The 21239-nt window shown below is 65.6% G+C and carries 24 protein-coding genes and 1 riboswitch; of the genes, 19 read left to right on the top strand and 5 right to left on the bottom strand.

Translation table 11 applies throughout. From position 1 onward, the window contains the following. From J5474_RS12180 to fliF, 3 genes are read right to left on the bottom strand one after another with little or no spacing between them, the layout of a single operon-like run. On the bottom strand, positions 1 to 282 hold the full coding sequence (locus J5474_RS12180) for a FliM/FliN family flagellar motor switch protein (RefSeq protein ID WP_209361184.1): 282 nt from the start codon (positions 280 to 282) through the stop codon (positions 1 to 3). Then, positions 275 to 895 (bottom strand): FliH/SctL family protein, encoded by a 621-nt coding sequence (locus J5474_RS12175; RefSeq protein WP_209361183.1) that lies wholly within the window; start codon positions 893 to 895, stop codon positions 275 to 277. Before J5474_RS12175 ends, J5474_RS12180 begins: the two co-directional genes overlap by 8 nt. Continuing rightward, positions 892 to 2502, bottom strand: a complete 1611-nt coding sequence (gene fliF, locus J5474_RS12170; RefSeq protein WP_209361320.1) for a flagellar basal-body MS-ring/collar protein FliF — start codon at positions 2500 to 2502, stop codon at positions 892 to 894. The genes J5474_RS12175 and fliF overlap by 4 nt, the downstream gene beginning before the upstream one ends. 128 nt (positions 2503 to 2630) lie before the next feature. On the opposite strand from fliF, the gene J5474_RS12165 reads away from it, so the two are divergent. From J5474_RS12165 to J5474_RS12140, 6 genes are all read left to right on the top strand, one after another. Then, positions 2631 to 3146 carry a flagellar basal body-associated FliL family protein gene (locus J5474_RS12165; protein WP_209361182.1) on the top strand — a complete coding sequence of 172 codons (516 nt, stop codon included), beginning with the start codon at positions 2631 to 2633 and terminating at the stop codon, positions 3144 to 3146. Positions 3147 to 3158: 12 nt separating this feature from the next. Beyond that, positions 3159 to 3512 (top strand): hypothetical protein, encoded by a 354-nt coding sequence (locus J5474_RS12160; protein WP_209361181.1) that lies wholly within the window; start codon positions 3159 to 3161, stop codon positions 3510 to 3512. Positions 3513 to 3521: 9 nt separating this feature from the next. After that, entirely contained in the window at positions 3522 to 4208 is a 687-nt protein-coding gene (locus J5474_RS12155; protein WP_245216414.1) for a MotE family protein, read from the top strand. A gap of 147 nt (positions 4209 to 4355) precedes the next feature. After that, a complete protein-coding gene (locus tag J5474_RS12150) occupies positions 4356 to 4904 on the top strand; it encodes a L,D-transpeptidase (RefSeq protein ID WP_209361180.1) in 549 nt (182 codons plus the stop codon). Continuing rightward, positions 4901 to 6064 carry a geranylgeranyl reductase family protein gene (locus J5474_RS12145; RefSeq protein ID WP_342454032.1) on the top strand — a complete coding sequence of 388 codons (1164 nt, stop codon included), beginning with the start codon at positions 4901 to 4903 and terminating at the stop codon, positions 6062 to 6064. Before J5474_RS12150 ends, J5474_RS12145 begins: the two co-directional genes overlap by 4 nt. Before the next feature lie 147 nt (positions 6065 to 6211). Then, positions 6212 to 6406 (top strand): hypothetical protein, encoded by a 195-nt coding sequence (locus tag J5474_RS12140; RefSeq protein ID WP_209361179.1) that lies wholly within the window; start codon positions 6212 to 6214, stop codon positions 6404 to 6406. A gap of 5 nt (positions 6407 to 6411) precedes the next feature. Here J5474_RS12140 and J5474_RS12135 read toward each other — a convergent pair whose 3' ends face one another. Further along, entirely contained in the window at positions 6412 to 7083 is a 672-nt protein-coding gene (locus J5474_RS12135) for an arylesterase (RefSeq protein WP_209361317.1), read from the bottom strand. Positions 7084 to 7097: 14 nt separating this feature from the next. On the opposite strand from J5474_RS12135, the gene J5474_RS12130 reads away from it, so the two are divergent. The 6 genes from J5474_RS12130 to J5474_RS12105 all read left to right on the top strand — a co-directional run bounded on the left by J5474_RS12130 (position 7098) and on the right by J5474_RS12105 (position 14359). After that, on the top strand, positions 7098 to 7805 hold the full coding sequence (locus J5474_RS12130; RefSeq protein WP_209361178.1) for an ABC transporter ATP-binding protein: 708 nt from the start codon (positions 7098 to 7100) through the stop codon (positions 7803 to 7805). Next, entirely contained in the window at positions 7802 to 10318 is a 2517-nt protein-coding gene (locus J5474_RS12125) for an ABC transporter permease (RefSeq protein ID WP_209361177.1), read from the top strand. Before J5474_RS12130 ends, J5474_RS12125 begins: the two co-directional genes overlap by 4 nt. A gap of 211 nt (positions 10319 to 10529) precedes the next feature. After that, complete coding sequence (locus J5474_RS12120; protein WP_209361176.1) at positions 10530 to 11393, top strand: inositol monophosphatase family protein; 864 nt, start codon at positions 10530 to 10532, stop codon at positions 11391 to 11393. Positions 11394 to 11397: 4 nt separating this feature from the next. Next, on the top strand, positions 11398 to 11580 hold the full coding sequence (locus J5474_RS12115) for a hypothetical protein (RefSeq protein ID WP_209361175.1): 183 nt from the start codon (positions 11398 to 11400) through the stop codon (positions 11578 to 11580). A 64-nt stretch (positions 11581 to 11644) separates the two neighbouring features. Continuing rightward, positions 11645 to 12880 (top strand): putative DNA modification/repair radical SAM protein, encoded by a 1236-nt coding sequence (locus J5474_RS12110; protein ID WP_209361174.1) that lies wholly within the window; start codon positions 11645 to 11647, stop codon positions 12878 to 12880. 9 nt (positions 12881 to 12889) lie between these two features. Next, positions 12890 to 14359 (top strand): UdgX family uracil-DNA binding protein, encoded by a 1470-nt coding sequence (locus tag J5474_RS12105; RefSeq protein ID WP_209361173.1) that lies wholly within the window; start codon positions 12890 to 12892, stop codon positions 14357 to 14359. On the opposite strand, the gene J5474_RS12100 is transcribed toward J5474_RS12105, so the two are convergent. After that, positions 14337 to 14900 carry a TlpA disulfide reductase family protein gene (locus J5474_RS12100; RefSeq protein ID WP_209361172.1) on the bottom strand — a complete coding sequence of 188 codons (564 nt, stop codon included), beginning with the start codon at positions 14898 to 14900 and terminating at the stop codon, positions 14337 to 14339. The two genes, J5474_RS12105 and J5474_RS12100, sit on opposite strands and share 23 nt — an antisense overlap. A gap of 21 nt (positions 14901 to 14921) precedes the next feature. Here J5474_RS12100 and argH point away from each other — a divergent pair, with 21 nt between their 5' ends. The 7 genes from argH to J5474_RS12065 all read left to right on the top strand — a co-directional run bounded on the left by argH (position 14922) and on the right by J5474_RS12065 (position 21190). After that, positions 14922 to 16313, top strand: coding sequence for an argininosuccinate lyase (argH, locus tag J5474_RS12095; protein ID WP_209361171.1), 1392 nt, complete (start codon positions 14922 to 14924; stop codon positions 16311 to 16313). Next, entirely contained in the window at positions 16310 to 16453 is a 144-nt protein-coding gene (locus tag J5474_RS12090) for an argininosuccinate lyase (RefSeq protein WP_245216412.1), read from the top strand. The genes argH and J5474_RS12090 overlap by 4 nt, the downstream gene beginning before the upstream one ends. After that, positions 16453 to 16764: a DUF2834 domain-containing protein gene (locus J5474_RS12085; RefSeq protein WP_209361170.1), complete on the top strand. Its 312-nt coding sequence runs from the start codon at positions 16453 to 16455 to the stop codon at positions 16762 to 16764. Before J5474_RS12090 ends, J5474_RS12085 begins: the two co-directional genes overlap by 1 nt. Before the next feature lie 143 nt (positions 16765 to 16907). Next, a riboswitch (guanidine-I (ykkC/yxkD leader) is annotated at positions 16908 to 17016 on the top strand. A 92-nt stretch (positions 17017 to 17108) separates the two neighbouring features. Next, a complete protein-coding gene (locus J5474_RS12080; RefSeq protein WP_209361169.1) occupies positions 17109 to 18167 on the top strand; it encodes a putative urea ABC transporter substrate-binding protein in 1059 nt (352 codons plus the stop codon). A 64-nt stretch (positions 18168 to 18231) separates the two neighbouring features. Continuing rightward, positions 18232 to 19044, top strand: coding sequence for an ABC transporter permease (locus tag J5474_RS12075; protein WP_209361168.1), 813 nt, complete (start codon positions 18232 to 18234; stop codon positions 19042 to 19044). Continuing rightward, the gene (locus J5474_RS12070) at positions 19041 to 19823 is read left to right on the top strand and encodes an ATP-binding cassette domain-containing protein (RefSeq protein ID WP_209361167.1); all 783 of its coding nucleotides are present in this window, start codon (positions 19041 to 19043) and stop codon (positions 19821 to 19823) included. Before J5474_RS12075 ends, J5474_RS12070 begins: the two co-directional genes overlap by 4 nt. Positions 19824 to 19918: 95 nt before the next feature. Next, positions 19919 to 21190, top strand: coding sequence for an agmatinase family protein (locus J5474_RS12065; RefSeq protein ID WP_245216411.1), 1272 nt, complete (start codon positions 19919 to 19921; stop codon positions 21188 to 21190). Positions 21191 to 21239 lie beyond the last annotated feature (49 nt).

Below are 21239 nucleotides of genomic sequence, written 5' to 3'. Positions count from 1 at the left end.
TCAGGCCGGGGTCTGCAGGTCGACCACCTCGGTCAGGCGTACCGCCAGCTGGCCTTGGCCGTCGCCCTCGACGACCTCCAGCACGCCGATACCGATGAGTTTCTCTCCGACATACAGTTCCACCGGGTCGTCCAGCTGCTTGTCCAGCGTCAGCACGGATCCCTCGTTCAGTTGCAGCAGTTCGCGCACCAGTGGGCGCGCCTTGCCGACCGAGACGGTGATCTCGATCGGAACGGAGGTGAAGGGGGTCGCGCCGCCCTGCCCGGCCTGTGGATTATCCATTGGTCATTTTCCTCTGGTTGTCGTGGGCGAAGCCCTGCACCGCCTCCGTAACGGAGGCGATCAGGTCGCCAAGGTCGATCTGGCGTTCCTGGCTGCCAAAGCGGAGGTCGGCCTGCCCGTCGGCAAGCGTATCGTCGGGCACTACCTGCAGCGGGAAGGAGAAATCGCCGTCCAGCAGCGCCTCCACCGCGGGGATCTTGTCGGGGGCGACGGCGATCTCCACCGGGGTCTTGCCGATCTCGGCCGAAAGCTTCTGGAGCTGCTCGGCGATATGGTGGCCAAGCGTGGCGCGGGCCAGTTCCGGCAGCAGCGCCTCCACCATTTCCGTCAGGAGCGGCGTCACCGCCTGCATCATCTGGCCGTAGGCCTCCTCGTAGGTGAAGGAGAGGTCCTGCAGATGCTGGCCGAAGCTGCTGGTGATATGGCTGGTCTCGTCGGTTTGCGCCTTCACCGCGTCATCCCAGCCCGCGCGATAGCCCTTCTCGAAGGATTCCAGCTTGTGGCCTTCAAGTTCCGATTCGCTGATCGACGGCTCTGGCGGTGCCGCCGCTGCGGCCCCCCTGGCGGGAAGGTGCGTCCCGAAGTCCTCCAGCAGATCCTGCAGATTTGTCACGGGGTGCGCTCCTTGTCCTCTTCGAGCCAGCTGCGCAGGATCTCGACCGTCTCGGTCTTGCGCTCCTGGATGAGGTTACGGAGGCGGTCCACTGGGTCCTCGTCGGGCGGGTTGTCGAAGTCGACCATGCCCATGCCACTGAAGTCCGGTCCGTCGCCCATCATCGGCAGGTCGCCAAAGCCGCCCAGCGGCTCTATCTCGCCGTCGAGGGCCGGACCCGCCTCGGGATCGTCGGGCGAAGGCAGCGCGCCCATGGCTCCCTCGGCGCTGGCAGCCTCCGTCCCGGCCAGAACGGGACGCACCACGAAGAGACCGAGGATCAGCGCCACCACCGCCAGAACCGCCATCTGGATCAGCCGCATGGTATCGATGGAGCCGACCAGAAGACCGGGTTCGATCGGCCCGGTGCCGAGACCCTCGGGCCGTTCGAAGGGCAGCGAGCGCAGGGTGATCTGGTCGCCGCGGGCCTCGTCGTAACCCACGGCGGAGGACACCAGTTCCCGCAGCGCGGTGAGTTCGTCGTCCGGGATCGGAACAAAGGTCTGGCCGCCGCTGCCGTCGTCCACATAACTGCCGTTCACCAGCACCGCCACGGTCAGCCGCTTGATCGCGCCGGGTACCTTGGTGATCTCGCGGGTGGTTTCCGACACCTCGTAATTCACCCGCTCCCGCGTGTCGTTGGATTGCGCATTGCTGCTGGAGCCGTTGCCGCCGGTGTCGCCGCTGGGCAGGTTCGACGCCACGGTGACATTGCCGCCGCCCTCATTCTGCGACTGATCGCTGCTTTCCTGCGTGTCGGTCGAGATCACGACCCGCCCCTCCGGGTCAAAACTGCGCTGGCGGATCATCTCCGATTCGGTAACCGTATCGACGCTGACCTCGACCACGGCGTTGCCGTTGCCGACGCGGGCCTCCATCAGGCGTTGTACGCGGTCGCGCAGCAGCACGGCCTTGTCGTCGGCCGTGGGGCCGGCCCCGGTTTCCGATTCCGCGCCGACCAGGCCGCCCTTGCCATCGATCACCGCGACATCCTCCGGCTCCATCCCCGGAACGGCGGAGGCCACGAGGTATTTCAGCGCCCGGGCCTGCTGCACCGAAAGCGTGCCGCCCGTGGTCGTGACGGAGATCGAGGCGGTGGGCTTCACGTCGCGCTGAAAGGGATTCGCGGTGGTGTTGGCGATATGCACGCGCGCCCCGGCGATCTGCGGGTTGGAGACGATGGTTCGCGCCAGCTCTCCTTCCTTCGCGCGCCAATAGGCGGCGTCGAACATCTGGCTGGTGGTGCCGAACCCGGTCAGCGAATCGAGCAGTTCGTAGCCCTGACCGCTGTTGGCCGGCAGCCCTTCCGACGCGAGCGTCAGCCTGAGCGCGTCGCGCTCCGCTTCGGGGACGAAGATCGCACCGCCGCGCACATCGTAGGCCACCCCGCGCTGTTCCAGCGCGGTCACCACATCGCCCGCGGCGTCGTTTTCCAGACCGGCATAGAGCAGCGCGAAATTCGGTGCCGAGGCCAGCCGGGCAAGCCCCCAGACCGCGAGCACCATCGCCACCGTGGCCCCCATGACCACCATTCTCTGGCGCCCGCCGAGGGCCGCCCAACTATTCATGATCTGGCTCAAAACCGACCTCCGTCCAAACCTTCTGTTCGGTTGTCCAGTGTTTTGACGCATTCGACTTAACAATCAGTTAGCCCCTTTCGGCCTATAACGACCCCGGAGCGAAAAAGAGGTTTTACATGTCGGATGCGACGGTCGACGACGACGGGGTCGAAGAGAAAAAGCCTTCGAAGTTGCCGATGATCATCGGCGTGGTCCTGGCCATCGCGGGCGGCGGCGGCGGGTTCTTCGCGGTGCAGTCCGGGATGCTTGGCGGCGGCGATGCCGCGCAGGCGGAGGTTGCGACCGGGGAGCCGCACGACCCGGTGGAGGAACAGGTCGACACACCTGCCCTGCCCGCCGTTTCCTTTGTCGAAGTGCCGCAGGTGGTCGTCTCCGTCTCTGGCGGGCAGGCGCAACATCTGCGGTTCCGTGCCAGCCTCGAGGTGCCGCAGAAGTACCAGACGGAGGTGGAGGGCATCTTGCCCCGCGTGCAGGACGTGCTGAACAGCTACCTGCGGGCGCTGGAACCCCGCGACATAGAGGCCCCCGGCGCGCTGGTGAAGGTGCGTGGCCAGATGCTGCGCCGCGTCCGGCTCGTCGCCGGGGAGGACCGGGTGCGGGACCTGCTGGTCCTCGAATTCGTATTGAACTGAGGGTGGAACGAAATGGAAATGATTGCTGACATCCTGTTGGTGGCCGGGGCGCTGGGGGCGGGGTTCTACTGCTTCATCCTGGCGCGGCGGCTGACAAAGTTCACGGATCTGGAGAACGGCGTCGGCGGCGCGGTGGCGGTACTCTCGGCGCAGGTCGACGACCTCACGCGCACGCTGACCGCCGCACAGGACAGCGCCGGATCTTCGACCAAATCGCTGGAGGAACTGACGGAGCGGGCGGAGGATGTCGCCCGGCGGCTGGAACTGATGGTCGCCTCCATGCATGACCTGCCGTCGAAACCCGCCGCGCAGCCGCAAGCCAAGGCAGAGCCTGCCGAACCTGTATTCCTGCGCTCGCGCAACTGAGGGGTCGCCATGCTGAAGAAGACGAAAAAGCCCGCCAACACGGCGGCGAAGGCTTCGACCGGTACAAAGGCCGCCAGCAAACCCGCGAAGACGCGCAGGCGTCAGAAGGGCGCTCTGGCCGCCATATGTGCGCTGCTCGTGGCCTCCGCGCTGGTCCGTGTCGGCGGCATCGGCGCCAGTCAGGCCTTTGCCAAGGACAGCCCGGCTGCGCACGATCCCGCCCCCGCCGCGCACGGACCGGACCAGGGCACTCAGTTGGCGGCCATGGAGGCGCCGGTCATCACCGACGCGGACATCCTCCCCCTGATGGAAGCGTTGAAGGCGCGCGAGGCCCGTATAGAAAAGCGCGAGGAGGACATGGATGTCCGGATGCAGGCGCTGTCGCTGGCGGAGCAGGAAATCGACCGCAAGCTGAAGGCGCTGGAAGCAGCGGAGACGAGCCTGCGCCAGACCATGACCATGGCCAGCGACGCTGCGGAGCAGGACATCACCCAGCTTACCGACGTTTACGCCCGGATGAAGCCGAAACAGGCCGCCCAGCTTTTCGAGCAGATGGACCCGAACTTTGCCTCCGGATTCCTTGCCCGGATGAAACCCGATTCGGCCGCCGCGATCATGGCCGGCATGGAACCGGAGAAGGCCTACCTCATCAGCGTCATTCTCGCCGGGCGCAATGCCGAGGTGCCAAAGGACTGAGCCTGCCGCCCACAGCAACTGTGGCGCATTCGCCACGGTTGCCATTGCCACGACGCCATCGTGATCCCTTTCTTCCCGAAGCCGGGATTGATTTTCGACCCTCCTGGGGTCACATCAGCAAGGTCCGCCCAGAGGAGAGTACCGCCAATGATTTCCCGTCGTACCTTCATCGCCGCTTCTGCCGCGACCCTGGCCACTCCCGCGCTTGGCTTCGAGGTCGATCCGATCTTCAAGCCGCAGCGTGTCGGCATGAAGGCGGACATGGTGCCGGGACAGATCCTGATTCTGCCGCGTGCGCATTTCCTCTATTTCGTCGATCAGCCCGGATCGGCCATGCGCTATGGCGTGGGCTTCGGCAAGGCGGGGCAGGCGATCACCGGCGAGTTCTACGTGGGATCGAAGAAGGAGTGGCCGACCTGGCGCCCGACCGATGCCATGATCGAACGTGACCCGGGGCACTACGGCCGTTTCAAGGGCAACGACTACGTCCAGCCCGGCGGGCCGGAAAACCCGCTGGGGGCACGGGCGATGTACCTCTATCGCGATGGGCGATACACGTATAACGCGATTCACGGGACGACCTCGCCCGAATCCATTGGCCGCTCCGTTTCGAACGGCTGCGTCCGGATGATCAACGAACACGTGATGGATCTGTACCCGCGCGTGCCGGTCGGCGCAAAGGTCACCGTCCTGTGACACTCGCTGCCGTCATGGCGCGACATTTCGACCTGATCGTGATCGGCGCCGGCCCAGCTGGCGCCGCTTGTGCGACAACCGCCGCAAAAGCCGGGCTCAGGACAGCGCTTGTCGACCGAAAGCGATTTCCGCGAGACAAGCTTTGCGGTGGCGGGCTGACCGGGCGCGCCACTGGCCACTATGCCCGGATCTTTGGCGCGCCGCTGCCGGATGTGCCGATGACACAGCGCGACAGCTTTGAATTCCACGCGTTCGGAGAGCGGCTCGACACCGGGGAACACGCCCCGCCGATCCACCTGCTCATGCGCCGCGACTTCGACGCAGACTTGGTGGAGCGGGCGCTGTCCGCCGGAGCAATGGATTTCACCGGGCGGAGCGGGACGCTCCACTGCGAGGCTCCGGCCATTGACCTGCCCGGCCTGCGTCTGACCGCGCCGCTGGTGGTGGCCGCCGACGGGGTGAACAGCCCGACCGCGAAACGTCTGTTCGGAGCGGCTTATGATCGCGACCGGATCGGTTTCGCGCTTGAGGTGGAACGGCCCGGCGACTCTGGTGACGCGCCGCTGCGAATCGACTTTGGCGCGGCGGAATGGGGCTACGGCTGGCAATTCCCGAAGGCTGACGGAACCACCATCGGGCTTGGCGGGGTCTTGCGCCGGAACCCGGACATGAAGGCGGCGCTGAACGCCTACCTCGCCGCCCTCGGCGTGACCGAAGACTTGACGGTCAAGGGTCAGTTCCTGCCCTTCGGCGCCTTTCGTGCGGTGCCGGGGCGGGGTCGGATACTGCTGGCGGGGGATGCGGCGGGGCTTGTCGATCCGATTACCGGCGAAGGCATCGCTCATGCCCTCCGCAGCGGCGAACTTGCCGCCCGGGCCGCGATACGCGCGTTGGCGGCAGGGGCCCCGGATTCCGCGCTAGAGGTCTACACCGACGCGCTGCATCCGATCCATTCCGGCCTGCGACAGGCCCGCATTCTGCGCCAGTTGATGTTCCGTCGCCCGCTGCGGCCCGCCTTCCTGCGTAGTTTCCGCAATTCCCGGAGCCTGAAGACAGAGTACCTCCGGCTTCTTGCCGGAGAAACCGAGTATGCCGCGATCATGGCTGGCATGGCGCGGCGTCTGCCCGGCTTGGCCTGGCGGGCTCTGCGCGGGCAATAATGCTCTCTCCATGAAAATGCCTTCAATTCACCTTACCGCATTAACACTCAATTAAACATTGTGGCGTTAACCTCCAGGAGTGATGCGGGTTTGCCGGTGATCCATGCTTGGCGCTCCTCCGCACTCCCCGGATAGCGAGGCTCCCGCATGGCAATCATCTCCCTTATGGCAAGCAGCATCCTCGGCCTGATTATCGCTCTTGGCGGCTGGCTGGCGCTTGATATGTCGCTCCCGGCCAGCTTTGGTGTATACCTCGCCGTCGCGACGGGCCTCGGGCTCACCCTGATCGCCCTTGCAATGCGCCCCCCCTTACAGGGCACCCGTCTTTCTGTGGCGGGCTGACGGCCTTAATCTTCGATGCGGGCGATCAGTTCCTCGACCTTCGGCCCGACCGCATCCACAATTCGGCGGACGCCCTCTGCATTGGGATGAATCCCATCCGACTGCATGAAGCTTTTCACATCCGCGGGTGTCTCGCCATCCGTCATCAACCCGGCAAAGAAGCTGTCGAGGTAGAGCGTCCCATATTGCTTGGCCAGCTCCGGATACATGGCATCAAAGGACTTTTTGTAGGCGGCACCGTAGTTGCCCGGAGCGGTCATGCCGATCAGCAGGACCTCGAGGTCGTGCGCCTCTGCCACCTCCAGAATACCGTCGAGGTTCGCGCGCGAGGCTGCCGGGTCGATCCCGCGCAGCAGGTCGTTGCCGCCGAGTGTGACGATCATCCCCCCAATCTCGGGGGTCAGCGACCACTCCACCCGCGACAGCCCGCCCGCTGTGGTATCGCCGGAGACGCCGCCGTTCACCACGCGGGCGTCATGGCCGTGGTCGGCCAGCCATTCGCGCAGTTGCGGCACGAACCCTTCGTCGTCCATAAGCCCGTAGCCCTGGGTCAGGCTGTCGCCCAGTGCCAGCAGGTGCACCGTTTCCGCCTGCACCGCACTGCCGCAAAGGAAGACCGCGCAGGCCAGCGCCTTGCTGCAGCCGCGAACGACCCCATATCCCAACTGACCAAACATCGCGGAGCATCTCCATGTCTTCACCCGTTCTCTCCCTCCAAGATGTCACCCTCAGCCTGAGGGGCAATGCCGGGATGGTTAAAATCCTGCATGGCATTTCGCTGAACGTGGCAGAGGGCGAGACGCTGGGCCTCGTCGGGCCATCGGGGTCGGGGAAGTCGTCGCTGCTGATGATCATGGGCGGGCTGGAACGCGCCACCACCGGCACCGTCACCGCGCTGGGCCATGATCTGACCGCCATGGACGAGGACGCGCTGGCGCGATTCCGGCGCGACAACATGGGTGTGGTGTTTCAGCGGTTCCATCTGATCCCGACCATGACCGCGCTGGAGAATGTCGCCACGCCGCTGGAACTCGCGGGCCTGCCGGATGCCTTCGACAGGGCGCAGGCGATGCTGGATCGGGTGGGGCTGGGCCCGCGGGCCGATCACTACCCGGCTCAGCTGTCGGGCGGAGAACAGCAACGCGTGGCGTTGGCCCGCGCGCTGGCACCGCAGCCCAAGATCCTGCTGGCGGACGAACCGACGGGCAACCTGGACGGCACAACCGGGCAGGCGATCACCGGCCTGATGTTCGAACTGTCAAAGGACCATGGCGCGACGCTGGTTCTGGTGACCCACGCGCCGGAGCTTGCCGCGCTTTGCGACCGGACCGTGCCGCTGCGCGACGGGCTGATCGATGCCGAGGCGCTGGCGGGTTCCCAGACCCGAGCCGCCGAATGAGCCTCTTGATCGCCCGCCGTTTCGCCCGCCGGGAATTGCGCGGCGGCCTGAAGGGTTTCCGGATTTTCCTTGCCTGCCTTGCGCTTGGCGTCGCGGCCATTGCCGGTGTCGGTTCTGTTCGCTCGGCCATTCAGGCGGGGCTTCAGGATCAGGGCGCGGTCCTGCTCGGAGGCGACGCACAGGCGGAATTCACCTATCGTTTCGCCACCGAAGAGGAACGCGCCTGGCTCGGCACCATCGCCACGGAGGTCTCGGAGATCACGGATTTCCGCTCCATGGCCACGGTGACTCGGAACGGAGAGACGGAGCGCGGCCTGACACAGGTGAAATCCGTCGATGACGCCTATCCGTTACTGGGGCGGATGGTGCTGTCGCCCGACGTTGCCCTGCCTGACGCGCTTTCCGACCGGGGGGCCGTCATGGCCCCGGTTCTGGCGGACCGGCTGGGGCTGAAACCGGGGGACAGTTTTCGGCTTGGGGAGGCAGATTTCACACTGCGCGCCACCATCGTGACCGAACCTGACGACGCGGGCGACGGCTTTGGCCTCGGGCCGCGTACGCTGGTGCTGACGCGCGACCTCGAAGGCTCGGGCCTGCTCGCGCCCGGATCGCTGTATGAAACGGAATACCGCCTGCTGCTGCCTCCCGGCACGGATCTCGACGTGGCGCGCGCGGACGCGCTGGCGCAATACGAGGACAGCGGGCTGCGTTGGCGCGATTCGCGGCGTGGTGCGCCGGGCATCGCGCGTTTTGTCGACCGGCTGGGCAGCTTTCTCGTTCTGGTGGGGCTTTCAGGCCTCGCCGTGGGGGGCATCGGCGTGTCGGCGGCCGTGCGGGCCTATCTCGCGACTAAAACCTCTGTCATCGCGACGCTGCGTACGCTCGGGGCGACGCGGAAGACCATCTTCCTGACGTATTTTCTGCAGATCGGCGCCCTGTCGGTGCTGGGCATCGGCATTGGCCTCGGCCTCGGTGTGGGTATCCCGCTGCTGCTGTCACCGATCATCGCGCAGGCGTTGCCGATCCCGACGGTCTTTACCCTTTACCCCGAACCGCTGATGGAAGCCGCCCTTTATGGCACGCTCACCGCGTTGATCTTCACCCTCTGGCCGCTGGCGCGAGCGGAGGAAGTGCGCGCCGCGACCCTGTTTCGCGACGCGCTGGACAGCGCCCGTGCATTGCCCGCCGCCCAGTATGTGATCGCCACGGGCATCCTGATCGCGGGGCTTGTCGGCACAGCGGCGCTGTTCTCCGGCAATGCGCTGCTCACCTTTTCCACCGCCGGGGGTATCCTTGGCGCTCTTGTGCTGCTGGCGGGGGCGGCCCTGCTGATCCGCGCCGTGGCCCGGCGTGCTGCCCGCGCCACGCGGGGGCGTCCGGCCCTGCGCTGGGCCGTGGCCAGCATCGGCGGCCCGCGCGAAAGCGCCTCCGCCGTGGTGCTGTCGCTTGGCCTCGGCCTCGCGGTGCTGGCCGCCATCGGCCAGATCGACGGCAACTTCCGTGCCGCGATCCAGCGCGACCTGCCGGAGCGCGCGCCGTCATACTTCTTTGTCGACATCCAGAAGGACCAGATGCCCGGTTTCCGGGATCGGGTGGAAAACGATCCGGCGGTGTCCCGCGTCGACAGCGCGCCGATGATGCGCGGCATCATCACACGCATAAACGACCGCCCCGCGCGCGAGGTGGCGGGCAGTCACTGGGTCGTGCGGGGCGACCGGGGCATCACCTACGCGGCACAACCCGACAGCCGAACGACCGTCACCGCCGGGGAATGGTGGCCCGAGGATTACAGTGGCCCGCCGCAGGTTTCCTTTGCCGCCGAAGAAGCCGAGGAGATCGGTCTGAAGCTTGGCGACACGATCACCATCAATATTCTCGGCCGCGACATCGAGGCGACGATAACCTCCTTCCGCGAGGTCGATTTTTCTACCGCCGGGATCGGCTTTGTCCTGACCATGAACCCCGCCGCGGTCGAAGGTGCGCCGCATACCTTCATCTCCACCGTCTACGCCGAGCCACATGCGGAGGCGGCGATCCTGCGCGACCTCGCGGGTGCCTATCCCAACATCACCGCGATCCGGGTGAAGGACGCCATCGAGCGTGTCTCCGAATTGCTGGACGGCATCGCCAGCGCGGTGCGCTGGGGCGCGGCGGCGACACTGCTGACCGGCTTCCTCGTGCTGATCGGCGCGGCGGCGGCGGGGGAAACCGCGCGCACCTACGAATCCGCCGTGCTGAAGACACTGGGCGCCCCGCGCCGCACGATCCTGCAAAGCTTTGCCCTGCGCTCCGCCCTGCTGGGGGCGGCCGCGGGGCTGGTGGCGCTGGCGGCGGGCATCCTCGGGGCCTGGGCGATCATGACCTTCGTGATGGAGACGCGCTTTGCCGTGGTCTGGCCCAACGCGCTGGGCGTCGTGTCGGGCGGCATCTTCGCCACGCTTGCCGCCAACCTGCTCTTTGCCTGGCGACCGCTTTCCGCCCGCCCGGCGCAGGTCCTCCGGGCCAGCGAATGAGGGCCCCTGTTTCTTCTTGGTCCAAATCGTCCCTGGAACGCGGGTTGAAATATAGAGATTCCCTTGCCGTGGCGTAGCCAGCATGGACCCATAGCCATGGGTCGTCCCGGCGAGACAGGCGGACACCATGCCACCTCCGCAAACACTTGCTCCAGGGCGGCGGGGCTGGCACTCAATGGAGCAGTCGCAGCAAACCGCCGGAGCCGCCGAGATGACAGACCACCTGCCCATGCCCGTCACCGCGCCCCTGACACTCGCCCAGCGGGCACAGGTGCTGAACCTTGTTCGCCGCACCGCGCGCGCGGAAATCCTGCCGCGTTTCCGCAAGCTTTCCGCCCATGAGGTCACGACCAAGACCGGCGTGCACGACCTCGTGACCGAGGCCGACAAGGGCGCTGAGGCGATGCTCACCCGCGCGTTGCAGGCCATGTTTCCGCACGCCCTGATTGTCGGGGAGGAACACGCGTCCGCCCACCCGGAGATTGTCGAAAAGATCGCCGAGGCGGAGATGTGCATCACCATCGACCCGGTCGACGGGACGTGGAACTATGCCAAGGGTCTGCCGCTCTTTGGGGTGATGCTGTCGATCCTGCGGTTCGGCACGCCGGTTTACGGGCTGCTTTATGACCCGATGGTGAACGATTTCATCACGGCCGCCGCGGGGCACCCTGCGGAGTTGGTCATGCCCCGCAACCTGCGCCGTCCGGTGCAAACATCGGCAGGCGGCGCTGTGGAGGATCTCGTGGGCTTTGTTCCGCTGGCCCTCGTCCCCGAACCGAAACGCGGCGAAATGGCCGCCACCTTTCCGCGCTTTGCCCGGGTAACCTCCTTGCGCTGCGCCTGCCACGAGGCGCGCATGGTCGCCTCCGGCCACGCGGATTTCGTCCTGTATGGAAAGCTCACGCCATGGGACCAGCCCGCCGGGGCAATCGCAATCCGCCAGGCCGGTGGCCATGTGGCGATGCTGGACGGTTCCGACTATCGGGCCGACCGCACGCAGGGTTTCCTGCTGGCGGCGGCGAACGAGGAGACGTGGACCCGGTTGCGCGACCTCTTTGGTTTTCTCATCGAGTAACCCGGTGTCTGACGCCCGCGCCTGCGCCAGTCTTTCGCCAGAGAAGCAACTGGCCCTGCGCGAAGCCTATGGCCACGATCCGGCCTGCCTGACGGGGATCTGTTCGCTTGACGGGACGATCGCGCATGTCACGGAATGGCTGGCGGCTCGTTGCGTGGCCTTTTCGGCGGAGGTTCTCAAACGCTGACGCCTTCGTGATCGGTTAAAGTTCTGCACTTGTTCACGTAAAAAAGTGAACATAAAAGGAACAAATGCACAGCAAGACCCTCGAACAGAAGTTGGCAATCCTGTCGGACGCCGCGAAATACGATGCCTCCTGTGCTTCCAGTGGCGGTACCCGACGCGATTCGCGCGACGGCAAGGGCATCGGTTCCACCACCGGGTCTGGAATCTGTCACGCCTACGCACCGGATGGGCGCTGCATCAGCCTGCTCAAGATCCTGATGACGAACTTCTGCATCTACGATTGCGCCTACTGCGTGAACCGCGTCAGCAGCAACGTCGAGCGCGCGCGTTTCGCGCCCGAGGAGGTCGTGCACCTGACGCTGGAGTTCTACCGCCGCAATTACATCGAAGGGCTGTTTTTGTCCTCCGGGATCATCCGTTCGCCCGACGATACCATGGCGGATATGGTGCGCATCGTGCGGTCCCTGCGGCAGGAACACCATTTTCGCGGCTACATCCATCTTAAGACCATCCCCGACGCCGACCCGAAGCTGATCGAGGAGGCCGGGCTTTATGCCGACCGCCTGTCGATCAATGTCGAACTGCCAACCGACCGTGCGGTACAGGACTACGCGCCAGAGAAGTCACCCGACCGCATCCGCAAGGCCATGGCCGACGTGCGGTTGCTGAAGGAAGGGGCGACAGAGCGGTCCCACACCGGAAGGCGCCCGCCGAAATTCGCCCCGGCGGGTCAGTCGACGCAGATGATCGTCGGCGCGGATGGTGCGTCGGACGCGACGATCCTGACCAGCTCCACCCGGCTATACAGTTCCTACAAGCTGAAGCGGGTCTATTATTCCGCCTTTTCGCCGATCCCGGACGCAACGGCAAAGCTGCCGCTGGTGAAGCCGCCGCTGATCCGCGAGCATCGCCTGTATCAGGCCGATTGGCTGATGCGGTTCTACGGGTTCGACGTCCAGGAGATCACCGCCAACCGCAGCGACGGAAATCTCGACCTGGAAATCGATCCGAAACTCGCCTGGGCGCTGGCGAACCGTGCGCTGTTTCCGGTCGACGTAAACCATGCGCAAAAGGAGGTGCTGCTGCGCGTGCCCGGCTTTGGCACGAAGACCGTGCAGCGCATCCTCGCCAGCCGACGCCACCGTACCCTGCGCTACGATGACCTGAAGCGCATGGGCGCGAATCTCAAGAACGCGAAACCCTTCATCCACGCGCTCGACTGGACGCCGCGTAGGCTGACCGACAGCCACGACCTGCGCGCGCGCTTTGCGCCGCCGCCGGAACAGCTGTCGTTGTTCTGAGGCATCGCGATGTATCGCGTGACCTTGCCGACCGTCGGCACCTTCACCGCCTGGCGCGACGCCGCCCGCGCGCTGCTGTCTGCCGGGGTCGCGCCGGGGGAGGTTCTGTGGTCGCACGGGCAGGCGGGAGACGACCTCTTCGCCGCCGAGACGGCATTGCCCAGGGGCGACCGCCCGGTCACGGCGACGAAGACCTTCCTCCAGCTGGCGAATCTGGTGGCATGGCACTCCGACCCGGAACGCTTTGGGAGGCTATACGCGGCACTGCATGCGCTGCAGTCGGACCGGCGGCTTCTGGAGGACCGCGCCGATCCGCGCGTCGACCGGCTGAACCGGCTCGCGAAGGAGGTGGGCCGCGACAAGCACAAGATGACCGCCTTCGTGCGCTTCCGCGAGATCACGCCGGATGGCGCCAACCGCCGTGCCTTTGCAGCGTGGTTCGAACCGTCGCATTACATCACGGAACCGACCGCGCCGTTCTTTGCCAAGCGGTTCGGTGACATGGACTGGAGCATCGCCACGCCGCACCTGACGGCGCATTTCGACGGTACGCTCACCTTTTCCGACGGCGAGGCAAAACCGCCGCTGCCCGATGACGCGACAGAGGACCTCTGGCGGACCTACTTCCGCTCCATCTTCAACCCCGCGCGGCTGAAGCCGAAGGCGATGCAGGCGGAAATGCCCAAGAAATACTGGAAGAACATGCCGGAGGCGACGTTGATCCCCGAGATGATCGCCACCGCCCGGTCCCGCGCGGCGGAAATGGCGGCAAAGGCCCCGACTCTCGCCCCAGCCCGAGCCGCGCCGATCCTCGACCGCCTGCACGCCGCGCAGTCGGAAAAGCTGCAGTCGCAGGACCAGTTCCTGACAGCGCTTCAGGGGTGCCGCCGCTGCCCGTTGTGGGAAAACGCAACCCAGCCGGTGCCAGGCGAGGGGCCGTTGGACGCTGCGTTGATGTTCGTCGGCGAGCAACCCGGCGATACCGAAGACCTCACCGGCCGCCCCTTCGCCGGGCCTGCGGGGCAGGTCTTTGAAACCGCGCTGGCGCGGGCGGGCATCGACCGCGCGCAGGTCTACGTCACGAATGCGGTGAAGCACTTCAAGTTCACGCCGCGAGGCAAGCGCCGCCTGCACCAGAACCCGGCCCGCGCCGAAATCCAGCATTGCAAATGGTGGCTCGATCTGGAGGTGGAGCGTGTCCGGCCCGCGCTGATGGTCGCCCTCGGCGGCACGGCGCTCGAAAGTCTGACCGGTTCCCGTGAGGGTCTGCTGAAACGACGGGGCCGGATCGAAGAGACGCACGAAGGCATTCCGCTGCTGATCACTGTCCACCCGAGCTACATCCTGCGAATGCCCGATCCCGGATTGCGGGATGAGGAAACGCAGCGTTTTCAGGCGGATATGGCGCTTGCGCGCGCGGCTGTAGGGGCGGGACAGCCGCCCCAGCCCCGTCCGTTCAGATCGCCGGATCGGCCATGAGCGCGGTCAGTAGCGCCCTCGCCTCCGGGCCGGACCAGTCGGCATCGCCAGTCAGCCGCGCGACCTCCTGGCCCTGCGGGTTCAGGACCACCGTCACCGGCAGGCCCAATACGCCCATTTCGCGGGCAAGAATGGATTGCGGATCGCGGTGCAGGGGGAGGTTGTCGACGCCGATCTCGGCAAAGAAGTCCTCGATCTTTGCCGGTGGGTTGCGCGAGGTTGCGATGGTCACGACCTCGAAATCGTCGCCGCCGTAGGCCGCCTGCAGTTCTGACAGCATCGGCATCTCGTGGCGGCAGGGCGCGCACCACGTCGCCCAGAAGTTCACCAGCACCCATTTGCCCTGCCAGTTGGAGAGGGCCAGCGGCGCCTCGTCAAAGGTCATGAAGTCGGAAATCCCCGCCGCCCTGGGCGTGCTGTGAAAGACCATCTTCTTCATGTCGCCCGCCGCGACCGCCTTTGCCGCCGCCACATCAGCCAGCACCGGATTTGCCAGCGCCACCGCGCCGGTATAGAGAGCCGCAAGCAAGATACGTTTCATAAGACCTCCGAAAGGCACGTCATGTCGGACAAGACCTCGAACCAGATGTGGGGCGGCCGCTTTGCCGCAGGGCCGGACGCGATCATGGAGGCGATCAATGCCTCGATCGGGTTCGACAAGCGGCTGGCGGCGCAGGATGTCGCCGGGTCGAGGGCCCACGCCGCCATGTTGGCGAGCCAGGGCATCATCAGTTCTAGCGATGCGGAGGTGATCCGGGAAGGCCTGCTCACGGTACTGTCAGAGATCGAGGGCGGATCGTTCGAATTTTCCACCGCGCTTGAGGACATCCACATGAACGTGGAGGCGCGTCTGAAGGAGATCGTCGGCGAGCCGGCGGGCCGGCTGCATACAGCGCGGTCGCGCAACGATCAGGTGGCGACGGACTTCCGGCTCTGGGTGCGTGATCAGCTGGACGCCGCCGAGGAGGGCCTGCTGGCACTCATGCGCGCGCTGCTGGGACAGGCAGAGGCCGGTGCCGATTGGGTCATGCCGGGGTTTACCCACCTGCAGACCGCGCAGCCAGTGACCTGGGGTCATCACATGATGGCCTACGTGGAGATGTTCTCGCGCGATCTGTCCCGCGTGCGCGATGCGCGCAAGCGGATGAACGAATCGCCCCTGGGCGCCGCGGCGCTGGCGGGCACGGGCTTTCCCATCGACCGCCACATGACGGCGGAGGCGCTCGGTTTCGACGCCCCGATGGCAAACTCGCTCGATGCCGTGTCGGCACGGGATTTCGCGCTGGAGTTCCTGTCAGTTGCTTCGATTTCCGCCATGCACCTCAGCCGCATGGCGGAGGAGCTGGTGATATGGTCGTCGGCGCAGTTCCGCTTCGTGGCGCTGTCGGACCGCTTCTCCACCGGTTCGTCGATCATGCCGCAGAAGAAGAACCCCGACGCGGCAGAGCTGATCCGCGCCAAGATCGGCCGCATCTTCGGGGCCAACGTCGCGCTGATGATGGTGATGAAAGGCCTGCCGCTGGCCTATTCCAAGGACATGCAGGAGGACAAGGAGCAGGTCTTTGACGCAGCCGACAACTGGATGCTGGCGCTGGCCGCGATGGAGGGCATGGTGCGCGACATGAACGCCAATGTTCCCTCGCTGGAACGGGCGGCGTCCTCGGGATTTTCCACAGCCACCGACCTTGCCGACTGGCTGGTGCGCGAGACCGGGCTGCCGTTCCGCGATGCGCATCACGTCACGGGATCGCTGGTCGCGATGGCAGAGGGCAAGGGCTGCGATCTGCCGGACCTGAGCCTTGAGGACATGCAATCCGTGCATGGCAGGATCGACGCCTCGGTGTACGATGTGCTGGGCGTGCACAACTCCGTCCGGTCGCGGATGAGCTATGGCGGCACCGCGCCGGAGCAGGTGCGCGCGCAGGTGGCCCGCTGGAAGGAGATCCTCGGATGATGCGTCTGGCTCTGGGACTTGTGCTGGCGGGACTGGTCGCCGGCTGCGGCGCGGACGGCGAACCGACGCCGCCGGAGCCGAAGGAAGACGCCTCCGGTTTCGCCGTGCACGGCACGGCGAAGATGGGGATCGCGGGCTGATGCTGCGGCACCTCTGGCTGGCGCTGGCGGTCTGGGGTGCTGTGCATCCAATGTGGTATTTTGTGACCTTCCTCGCAGGAAACGGCTGGGATTTCGGGGCGCTGGTCGATGCGTGGTACGTCAATGCCTCGACCACAGGGCTGACATGGGACCTGACCATCGCCGCCGTGACACTGACGCTTTGGGTGCTGGCGGAGGTCGCCGTGCGCCGCAACTGGTCGGCGCTGCTCGCGATCCCGGCGACCTTCTGTATCGGAGTCAGCTGCGGGCTGCCGTTGTACCTCTGGTTCCGCAGCCGTCCGGTGGCATGAGGCAGGCCCCCCAGTCATTCCTATTTTGATATGATTTTGGGCACATTTCACGCTTCGCACAAAAATTAAACGCACAGTTCGGCCCCTCCGCCGACTTCGCCTGAAACCCGTGGCGTTTTCCGCCGCCCTCCGCTGAGGTGGCCGTGCAGGGTGTTTAGGGTTCCACCGCCAAACGGGCGGGTTCGGTCCGAGAAACGCCACCCACGGGGCAAATTCCCTGCGGGCACACGGCGGGCCAAAATCCCGGGAGACTACTGCGTCGATGAAAGTCGCGCCCGTTCTCCATGATCCGCCAGCGGGGCGACAGGCACATGTCTGGCGGACGTCATCACGGGGAAGACTTCATGACCAAAGCCATTCTGACCGCCGCAGCCGTATCCTTGCTGGCCACAACCGCGATGCCGGTGCTGGCCGAGGAAAAGACCGAGTTCAAGCTGGCGTGGTCGATCTACGTCGGGTGGATGCCATGGGGCTATCTCGAAGATTCCGGCATCATGGACAAGTGGGCGGAAAAATACGGCATCGACGTAGAGATCGTGCAGATCAACGACTACGTCGAATCGATCAACCAATACACGGCGGGTCAGTTCGATGGGGTTTCGGCCACCAACATGGATACGCTGTCAATCCCGGCGGGTGGCGGCATCGACACCACGGCACTGATCGTGGGGGATTATTCCAACGGCAACGACGCGGTCATCGTGAAGGGCGACGGCGGGCTGGCTGACTTGAAGGGCAAGCCGGTGAATCTGGTAGAGCTGTCGGTCTCGCATTACCTGCTGGCGCGCGGACTGGACAGCGTCGGCCTGTCGGAACGTGACCTGGGCGGGGTGGTGAACACCTCCGACGCGGATATGATCGCGGCCTATACCACCGATGACGTGCAAGCGGTGGTGACCTGGAACCCGCTGGTGTCGGAGATCCTCAATTCCAGCGACGACGCGCGGGCGGTCTTCGATTCCTCACAGATCCCCGGCGAGATCCTCGACCTCATGGTGGTGAACACGCAGACGCTGGCGGACAATCCGGCCTTTGGCAAGGCGGTTGCAGGCGCCTGGTACGAGGTCATGGGCCTGATGGCGGACGGCGATGAAGAGGTGCTGACCGCCATGGCGGAGGCCTCGGGCACCGACCTCAAGGGTTACAAGGCGCAGCTTGCGGCGACGGAGATGTTCTACGCTCCTGCGGACGCGGTGGCGCAGGCGTCCTCCGCAGAGTTGCCGACGACCATGACGGAGGTCGCGGAGTTCCTCTTTGACAAGGGCATTCTGGGCGAGGGCGCGCCCTCGGCGGATTTCGTCGGGGTGGCGTACCCGGATGGCACCGTGACAGGCGACGCTGCCAACGTGAAGTTCCGGTTCGACACGACCTACATGCAGATGGCGGCGGACGGCGCACTGTAAGAGGCACGGTCCCGGCCAAGGTCTGGCGCAAGTCTGATCCTGGCCGGGGCCCCGCGAGGCGATTATGCGCATCATCAACCATATTCCCACACGCCCTACGGCGGTGCTGCTGGCGGCCTTGCCTTTTGTCGCGGTGCTGGTGGCCTATGCCATCGGGTCGGAGATCCGGCTGGCAGAAAACCCGGCGGACAAGCTGCTGCCCGCGCCCGCCCAGATTGGCGCAACGGCTCTGCGGCTGTTCACCGAAGGCGACCGGCGCACGGGTGAGATTCTGTTGTGGAAGGACACATGGGCCTCGCTGATGCGGTTGCTGTTCGGGGTCGGCATCGCGGCGACGGTATCGCTGGTACTCGGCATGGCCATCGGGCTGGTGCCTTATGTCCGGCGGCTGATGTCGGGCTTTGTCGCGGTGGTGTCGATGGTGCCGCCGCTGGCGTTGCTGCCGATCCTCTTTATCGTCTTCGGGCTGGGCGAGGTGTCGAAGGTCGTGCTGATCGTCATAGGCATCACGCCCATCATGACGCGTGACCTGGCGCAGCGGGTGCTGGACATTCCCAAGGAGCAGATCGTGAAGGCGCAGACGCTGGGCGCTTCGTCGTGGGTGATCGTCGCGCGGGTGGCGCTGCCCCAGGTGCTGCCACGTCTGATCGCCAATATCCGCCTGTCGCTGGGGTCGGCCTGGCTGTTCCTGATCGCGGCAGAGGCGGTGGCCTCCGACGTGGGCCTCGGCTACCGTATCTTCCTCGTGCGGCGCTACCTCGCGATGGATGTGATCCTGACCTACGTGTTGTGGATCACGGCGCTGGCTTTCGTCATCGACTGGGCACTGAAAACCATATCGCGCCGGGCCTTCCCGTGGCTGGAGGCGGGGCTATGAGTTTTGTCTCCGTGCGCGATGTCTGGCAGGCCTACGACGGGCGCTCGATCCTTGAACGCGTCAACGTCGAGGTCGAGGAAGGCGAGTTCATCTCCATCGTCGGCGCGTCGGGGTGCGGCAAGTCGACCTTTCTGCGGATGCTGCTGGCAGAGGAAGTGCCGGTACGCGGGGCGATCTCCATCGACGGTGGTGCCCCGGCGGTGGAGCCGGGACGCGAGCGCGGCGTTGTCTTTCAGCGGTACTCGGTCTTTCCACATATGACCGTGCGCGAAAACATCATTGCGGCGGAGGGGTTCGCCAAGCCTTCGGGATGGCTGTTCGGCTCTGCAAGAAAGGCCGCACGGAACCGCGCTGACGCCATGCTGGTGCGCATTGGGCTGAACCACGTCGCGGACCAGTACCCGGCGAGCCTGTCGGGGGGCATGCAGCAAAGGCTGGCCATCGGGCAGGCGTTGACGGCAAAGCCGCGCGTGTTGTTGCTGGACGAGCCCTTCGGCGCGCTCGACCCGGGCACCCGGTTGCAGATGCACGATTTCCTGACGGAACTGCGCGCCGAAACCGGCATGACCGTCTTCATGGTGACGCACGACCTCGCGGAGGGGTTCAAGCTGGGCGACCGTGTGCTTGTCTTTGACAAGGTGCGCTGGGACCCGATGGACCCCGGCCTGCACGGCGCCACGATTACCTATGATTTCGATGCGCGGGACGGCGGAGTGCCGTTCCAGCACATTCTCGACCGTTATCCGTCACTGGCACCGGAGCCGGTCGGGAAAGCCTGAAAGAACACCCATGCGCGCCGCCGGGCCCCGCGCGTGGGACAGCCAAGGCCCGGACTGTGACGCCCCCGATGCAGGGGTGAGAGTGGGAGACAGCGATGTATTCCGGGATTTTGAAGGCCGAGGCGCGGGGTCGTGACCCGCGTGCCATGGCAGAGCGGCACGCAGGCCGCGAGCGTCGGATGCACCATCCGGACCTGACAAAGCTGGCAGGCTGGAAGGCCATGCAGAAAGAGGCCGACCTGCCACAGGGCCGCTGGGCGGAGGAGCGCGCCTGGGCCTTGCGCATGGGGCTCACCGGGGCGGATTCGATCGACGACAAGTCGATCCCGACCTTCGCGCGGGGCGAACTGCCGCATTACGCGGGCATCAACACCTTCCTGAAGGCGCCCTACGTCGAGGATGCCACAGAGGTCGGCTACTATGACGCGACAGTGCTGGGGATTCCGTTTGACGGCGGCACCACCTACCGCCCCGGGACGCGCTTTGGCCCGCAGGGGGTGCGAAAGATTTCGGCACTTTATACGCCCTACAACTACGAGCATGGCATCGATCTGCGCGAGCAGATGACCATGTGCGATGCGGGCGACGTGTTCACCATTCCGGCGAACATCGAGAAGAGCTTTGACCAGATCAGCCGGGCGGTGAGCCACGTCTTCTCTTCCGGTTCACTGCCGGTGATGATCGGCGGCGACCATTCCATCGGTTTTCCCTGCGTGCGCGGCATCGCGGAATGCACGTCAAAGAAGATCGGCATCGTGCACTTCGACCGCCACGCCGACATTCAGGAAAAGGATCTGGACGAGCGGATGCACACCACGCCGTGGTTCCATTCGACCAACCTGCCCAACGTGCCGGCAAAGAACCTGGTGCAGATCGGTATCGGTGGCTGGCAGGTCCCACGCGAGGCGGTGAAGGTCGCCCGCGAGCGGGAAACCAACATCATTACCATGGGCGACATGGAGAAGATGGGCATCGACCGGACCATCGAGATGGCGCTGGAGATGGCATGGGACGGGGTGGACATGGTCTACATGTCCTTCGACATCGACAGCATCGATTGCGGGTTCGTGCCGGGGACGGGCTGGCCGGAGCCGGGCGGGTTCCTCCCGCGCGAGGCGCTGGCGCTGGCGGCAGGCGTCGCGGCGGAGGGCATCTGCGGGCTGGAACTGGTCGAGGTCTCTCCGCCCTACGATACGTCCGACATCACGGCGCTGATGGGGACGCGGGTGATCGTGGATGTGCTCGGCTCGCTGGTGTCGCATGGCAAACTGGGTGCGCATCGGCGGCATATCGACAAGCCGGTTTCCATTCCGCATGGCGAATTCGAGGGACGGCGCTGGTCGAACGCGGAGAAGTTCCGTGTCTGAGGACTTGCACGGTAGGAGAGCGTCGGGCCTCTGCCCCGGACCCCGGGAG

This window comes from Sagittula salina (assembly GCF_017813235.1).
GTDB lineage: Bacteria > Pseudomonadota > Alphaproteobacteria > Rhodobacterales > Rhodobacteraceae > Sagittula > Sagittula salina.
Note: the sequence above shows the minus strand (reverse complement) of the source record. Positions and strands in the feature narration are given on the sequence as shown.

Coding starts and splice junctions, on each gene's coding strand:
- J5474_RS12180 (WP_209361184.1), bottom strand. CDS start 282: ATGGATAATCCACAGGCCGGGCAGGGCGGCGCGACCCCCTTCACCTCC.
- fliF (WP_209361320.1), bottom strand. CDS start 2,502: ATGAATAGTTGGGCGGCCCTCGGCGGGCGCCAGAGAATGGTGGTCATG.
- J5474_RS12165 (WP_209361182.1), top strand. CDS start 2,631: ATGTCGGATGCGACGGTCGACGACGACGGGGTCGAAGAGAAAAAGCCT.
- J5474_RS12160 (WP_209361181.1), top strand. CDS start 3,159: ATGGAAATGATTGCTGACATCCTGTTGGTGGCCGGGGCGCTGGGGGCG.
- J5474_RS12155 (WP_245216414.1), top strand. CDS start 3,522: ATGCTGAAGAAGACGAAAAAGCCCGCCAACACGGCGGCGAAGGCTTCG.
- J5474_RS12150 (WP_209361180.1), top strand. CDS start 4,356: ATGATTTCCCGTCGTACCTTCATCGCCGCTTCTGCCGCGACCCTGGCC.
- J5474_RS12140 (WP_209361179.1), top strand. CDS start 6,212: ATGGCAATCATCTCCCTTATGGCAAGCAGCATCCTCGGCCTGATTATC.
- J5474_RS12135 (WP_209361317.1), bottom strand. CDS start 7,083: ATGTTTGGTCAGTTGGGATATGGGGTCGTTCGCGGCTGCAGCAAGGCG.
- J5474_RS12130 (WP_209361178.1), top strand. CDS start 7,098: ATGTCTTCACCCGTTCTCTCCCTCCAAGATGTCACCCTCAGCCTGAGG.
- J5474_RS12125 (WP_209361177.1), top strand. CDS start 7,802: ATGAGCCTCTTGATCGCCCGCCGTTTCGCCCGCCGGGAATTGCGCGGC.
- J5474_RS12120 (WP_209361176.1), top strand. CDS start 10,530: ATGACAGACCACCTGCCCATGCCCGTCACCGCGCCCCTGACACTCGCC.
- J5474_RS12110 (WP_209361174.1), top strand. CDS start 11,645: ATGCACAGCAAGACCCTCGAACAGAAGTTGGCAATCCTGTCGGACGCC.
- J5474_RS12105 (WP_209361173.1), top strand. CDS start 12,890: ATGTATCGCGTGACCTTGCCGACCGTCGGCACCTTCACCGCCTGGCGC.
- J5474_RS12100 (WP_209361172.1), bottom strand. CDS start 14,900: ATGAAACGTATCTTGCTTGCGGCTCTCTATACCGGCGCGGTGGCGCTG.
- argH (WP_209361171.1), top strand. CDS start 14,922: ATGTCGGACAAGACCTCGAACCAGATGTGGGGCGGCCGCTTTGCCGCA.
- J5474_RS12090 (WP_245216412.1), top strand. CDS start 16,310: ATGATGCGTCTGGCTCTGGGACTTGTGCTGGCGGGACTGGTCGCCGGC.
- J5474_RS12085 (WP_209361170.1), top strand. CDS start 16,453: ATGCTGCGGCACCTCTGGCTGGCGCTGGCGGTCTGGGGTGCTGTGCAT.
- J5474_RS12080 (WP_209361169.1), top strand. CDS start 17,109: ATGACCAAAGCCATTCTGACCGCCGCAGCCGTATCCTTGCTGGCCACA.
- J5474_RS12075 (WP_209361168.1), top strand. CDS start 18,232: ATGCGCATCATCAACCATATTCCCACACGCCCTACGGCGGTGCTGCTG.
- J5474_RS12070 (WP_209361167.1), top strand. CDS start 19,041: ATGAGTTTTGTCTCCGTGCGCGATGTCTGGCAGGCCTACGACGGGCGC.
- J5474_RS12065 (WP_245216411.1), top strand. CDS start 19,919: ATGTATTCCGGGATTTTGAAGGCCGAGGCGCGGGGTCGTGACCCGCGT.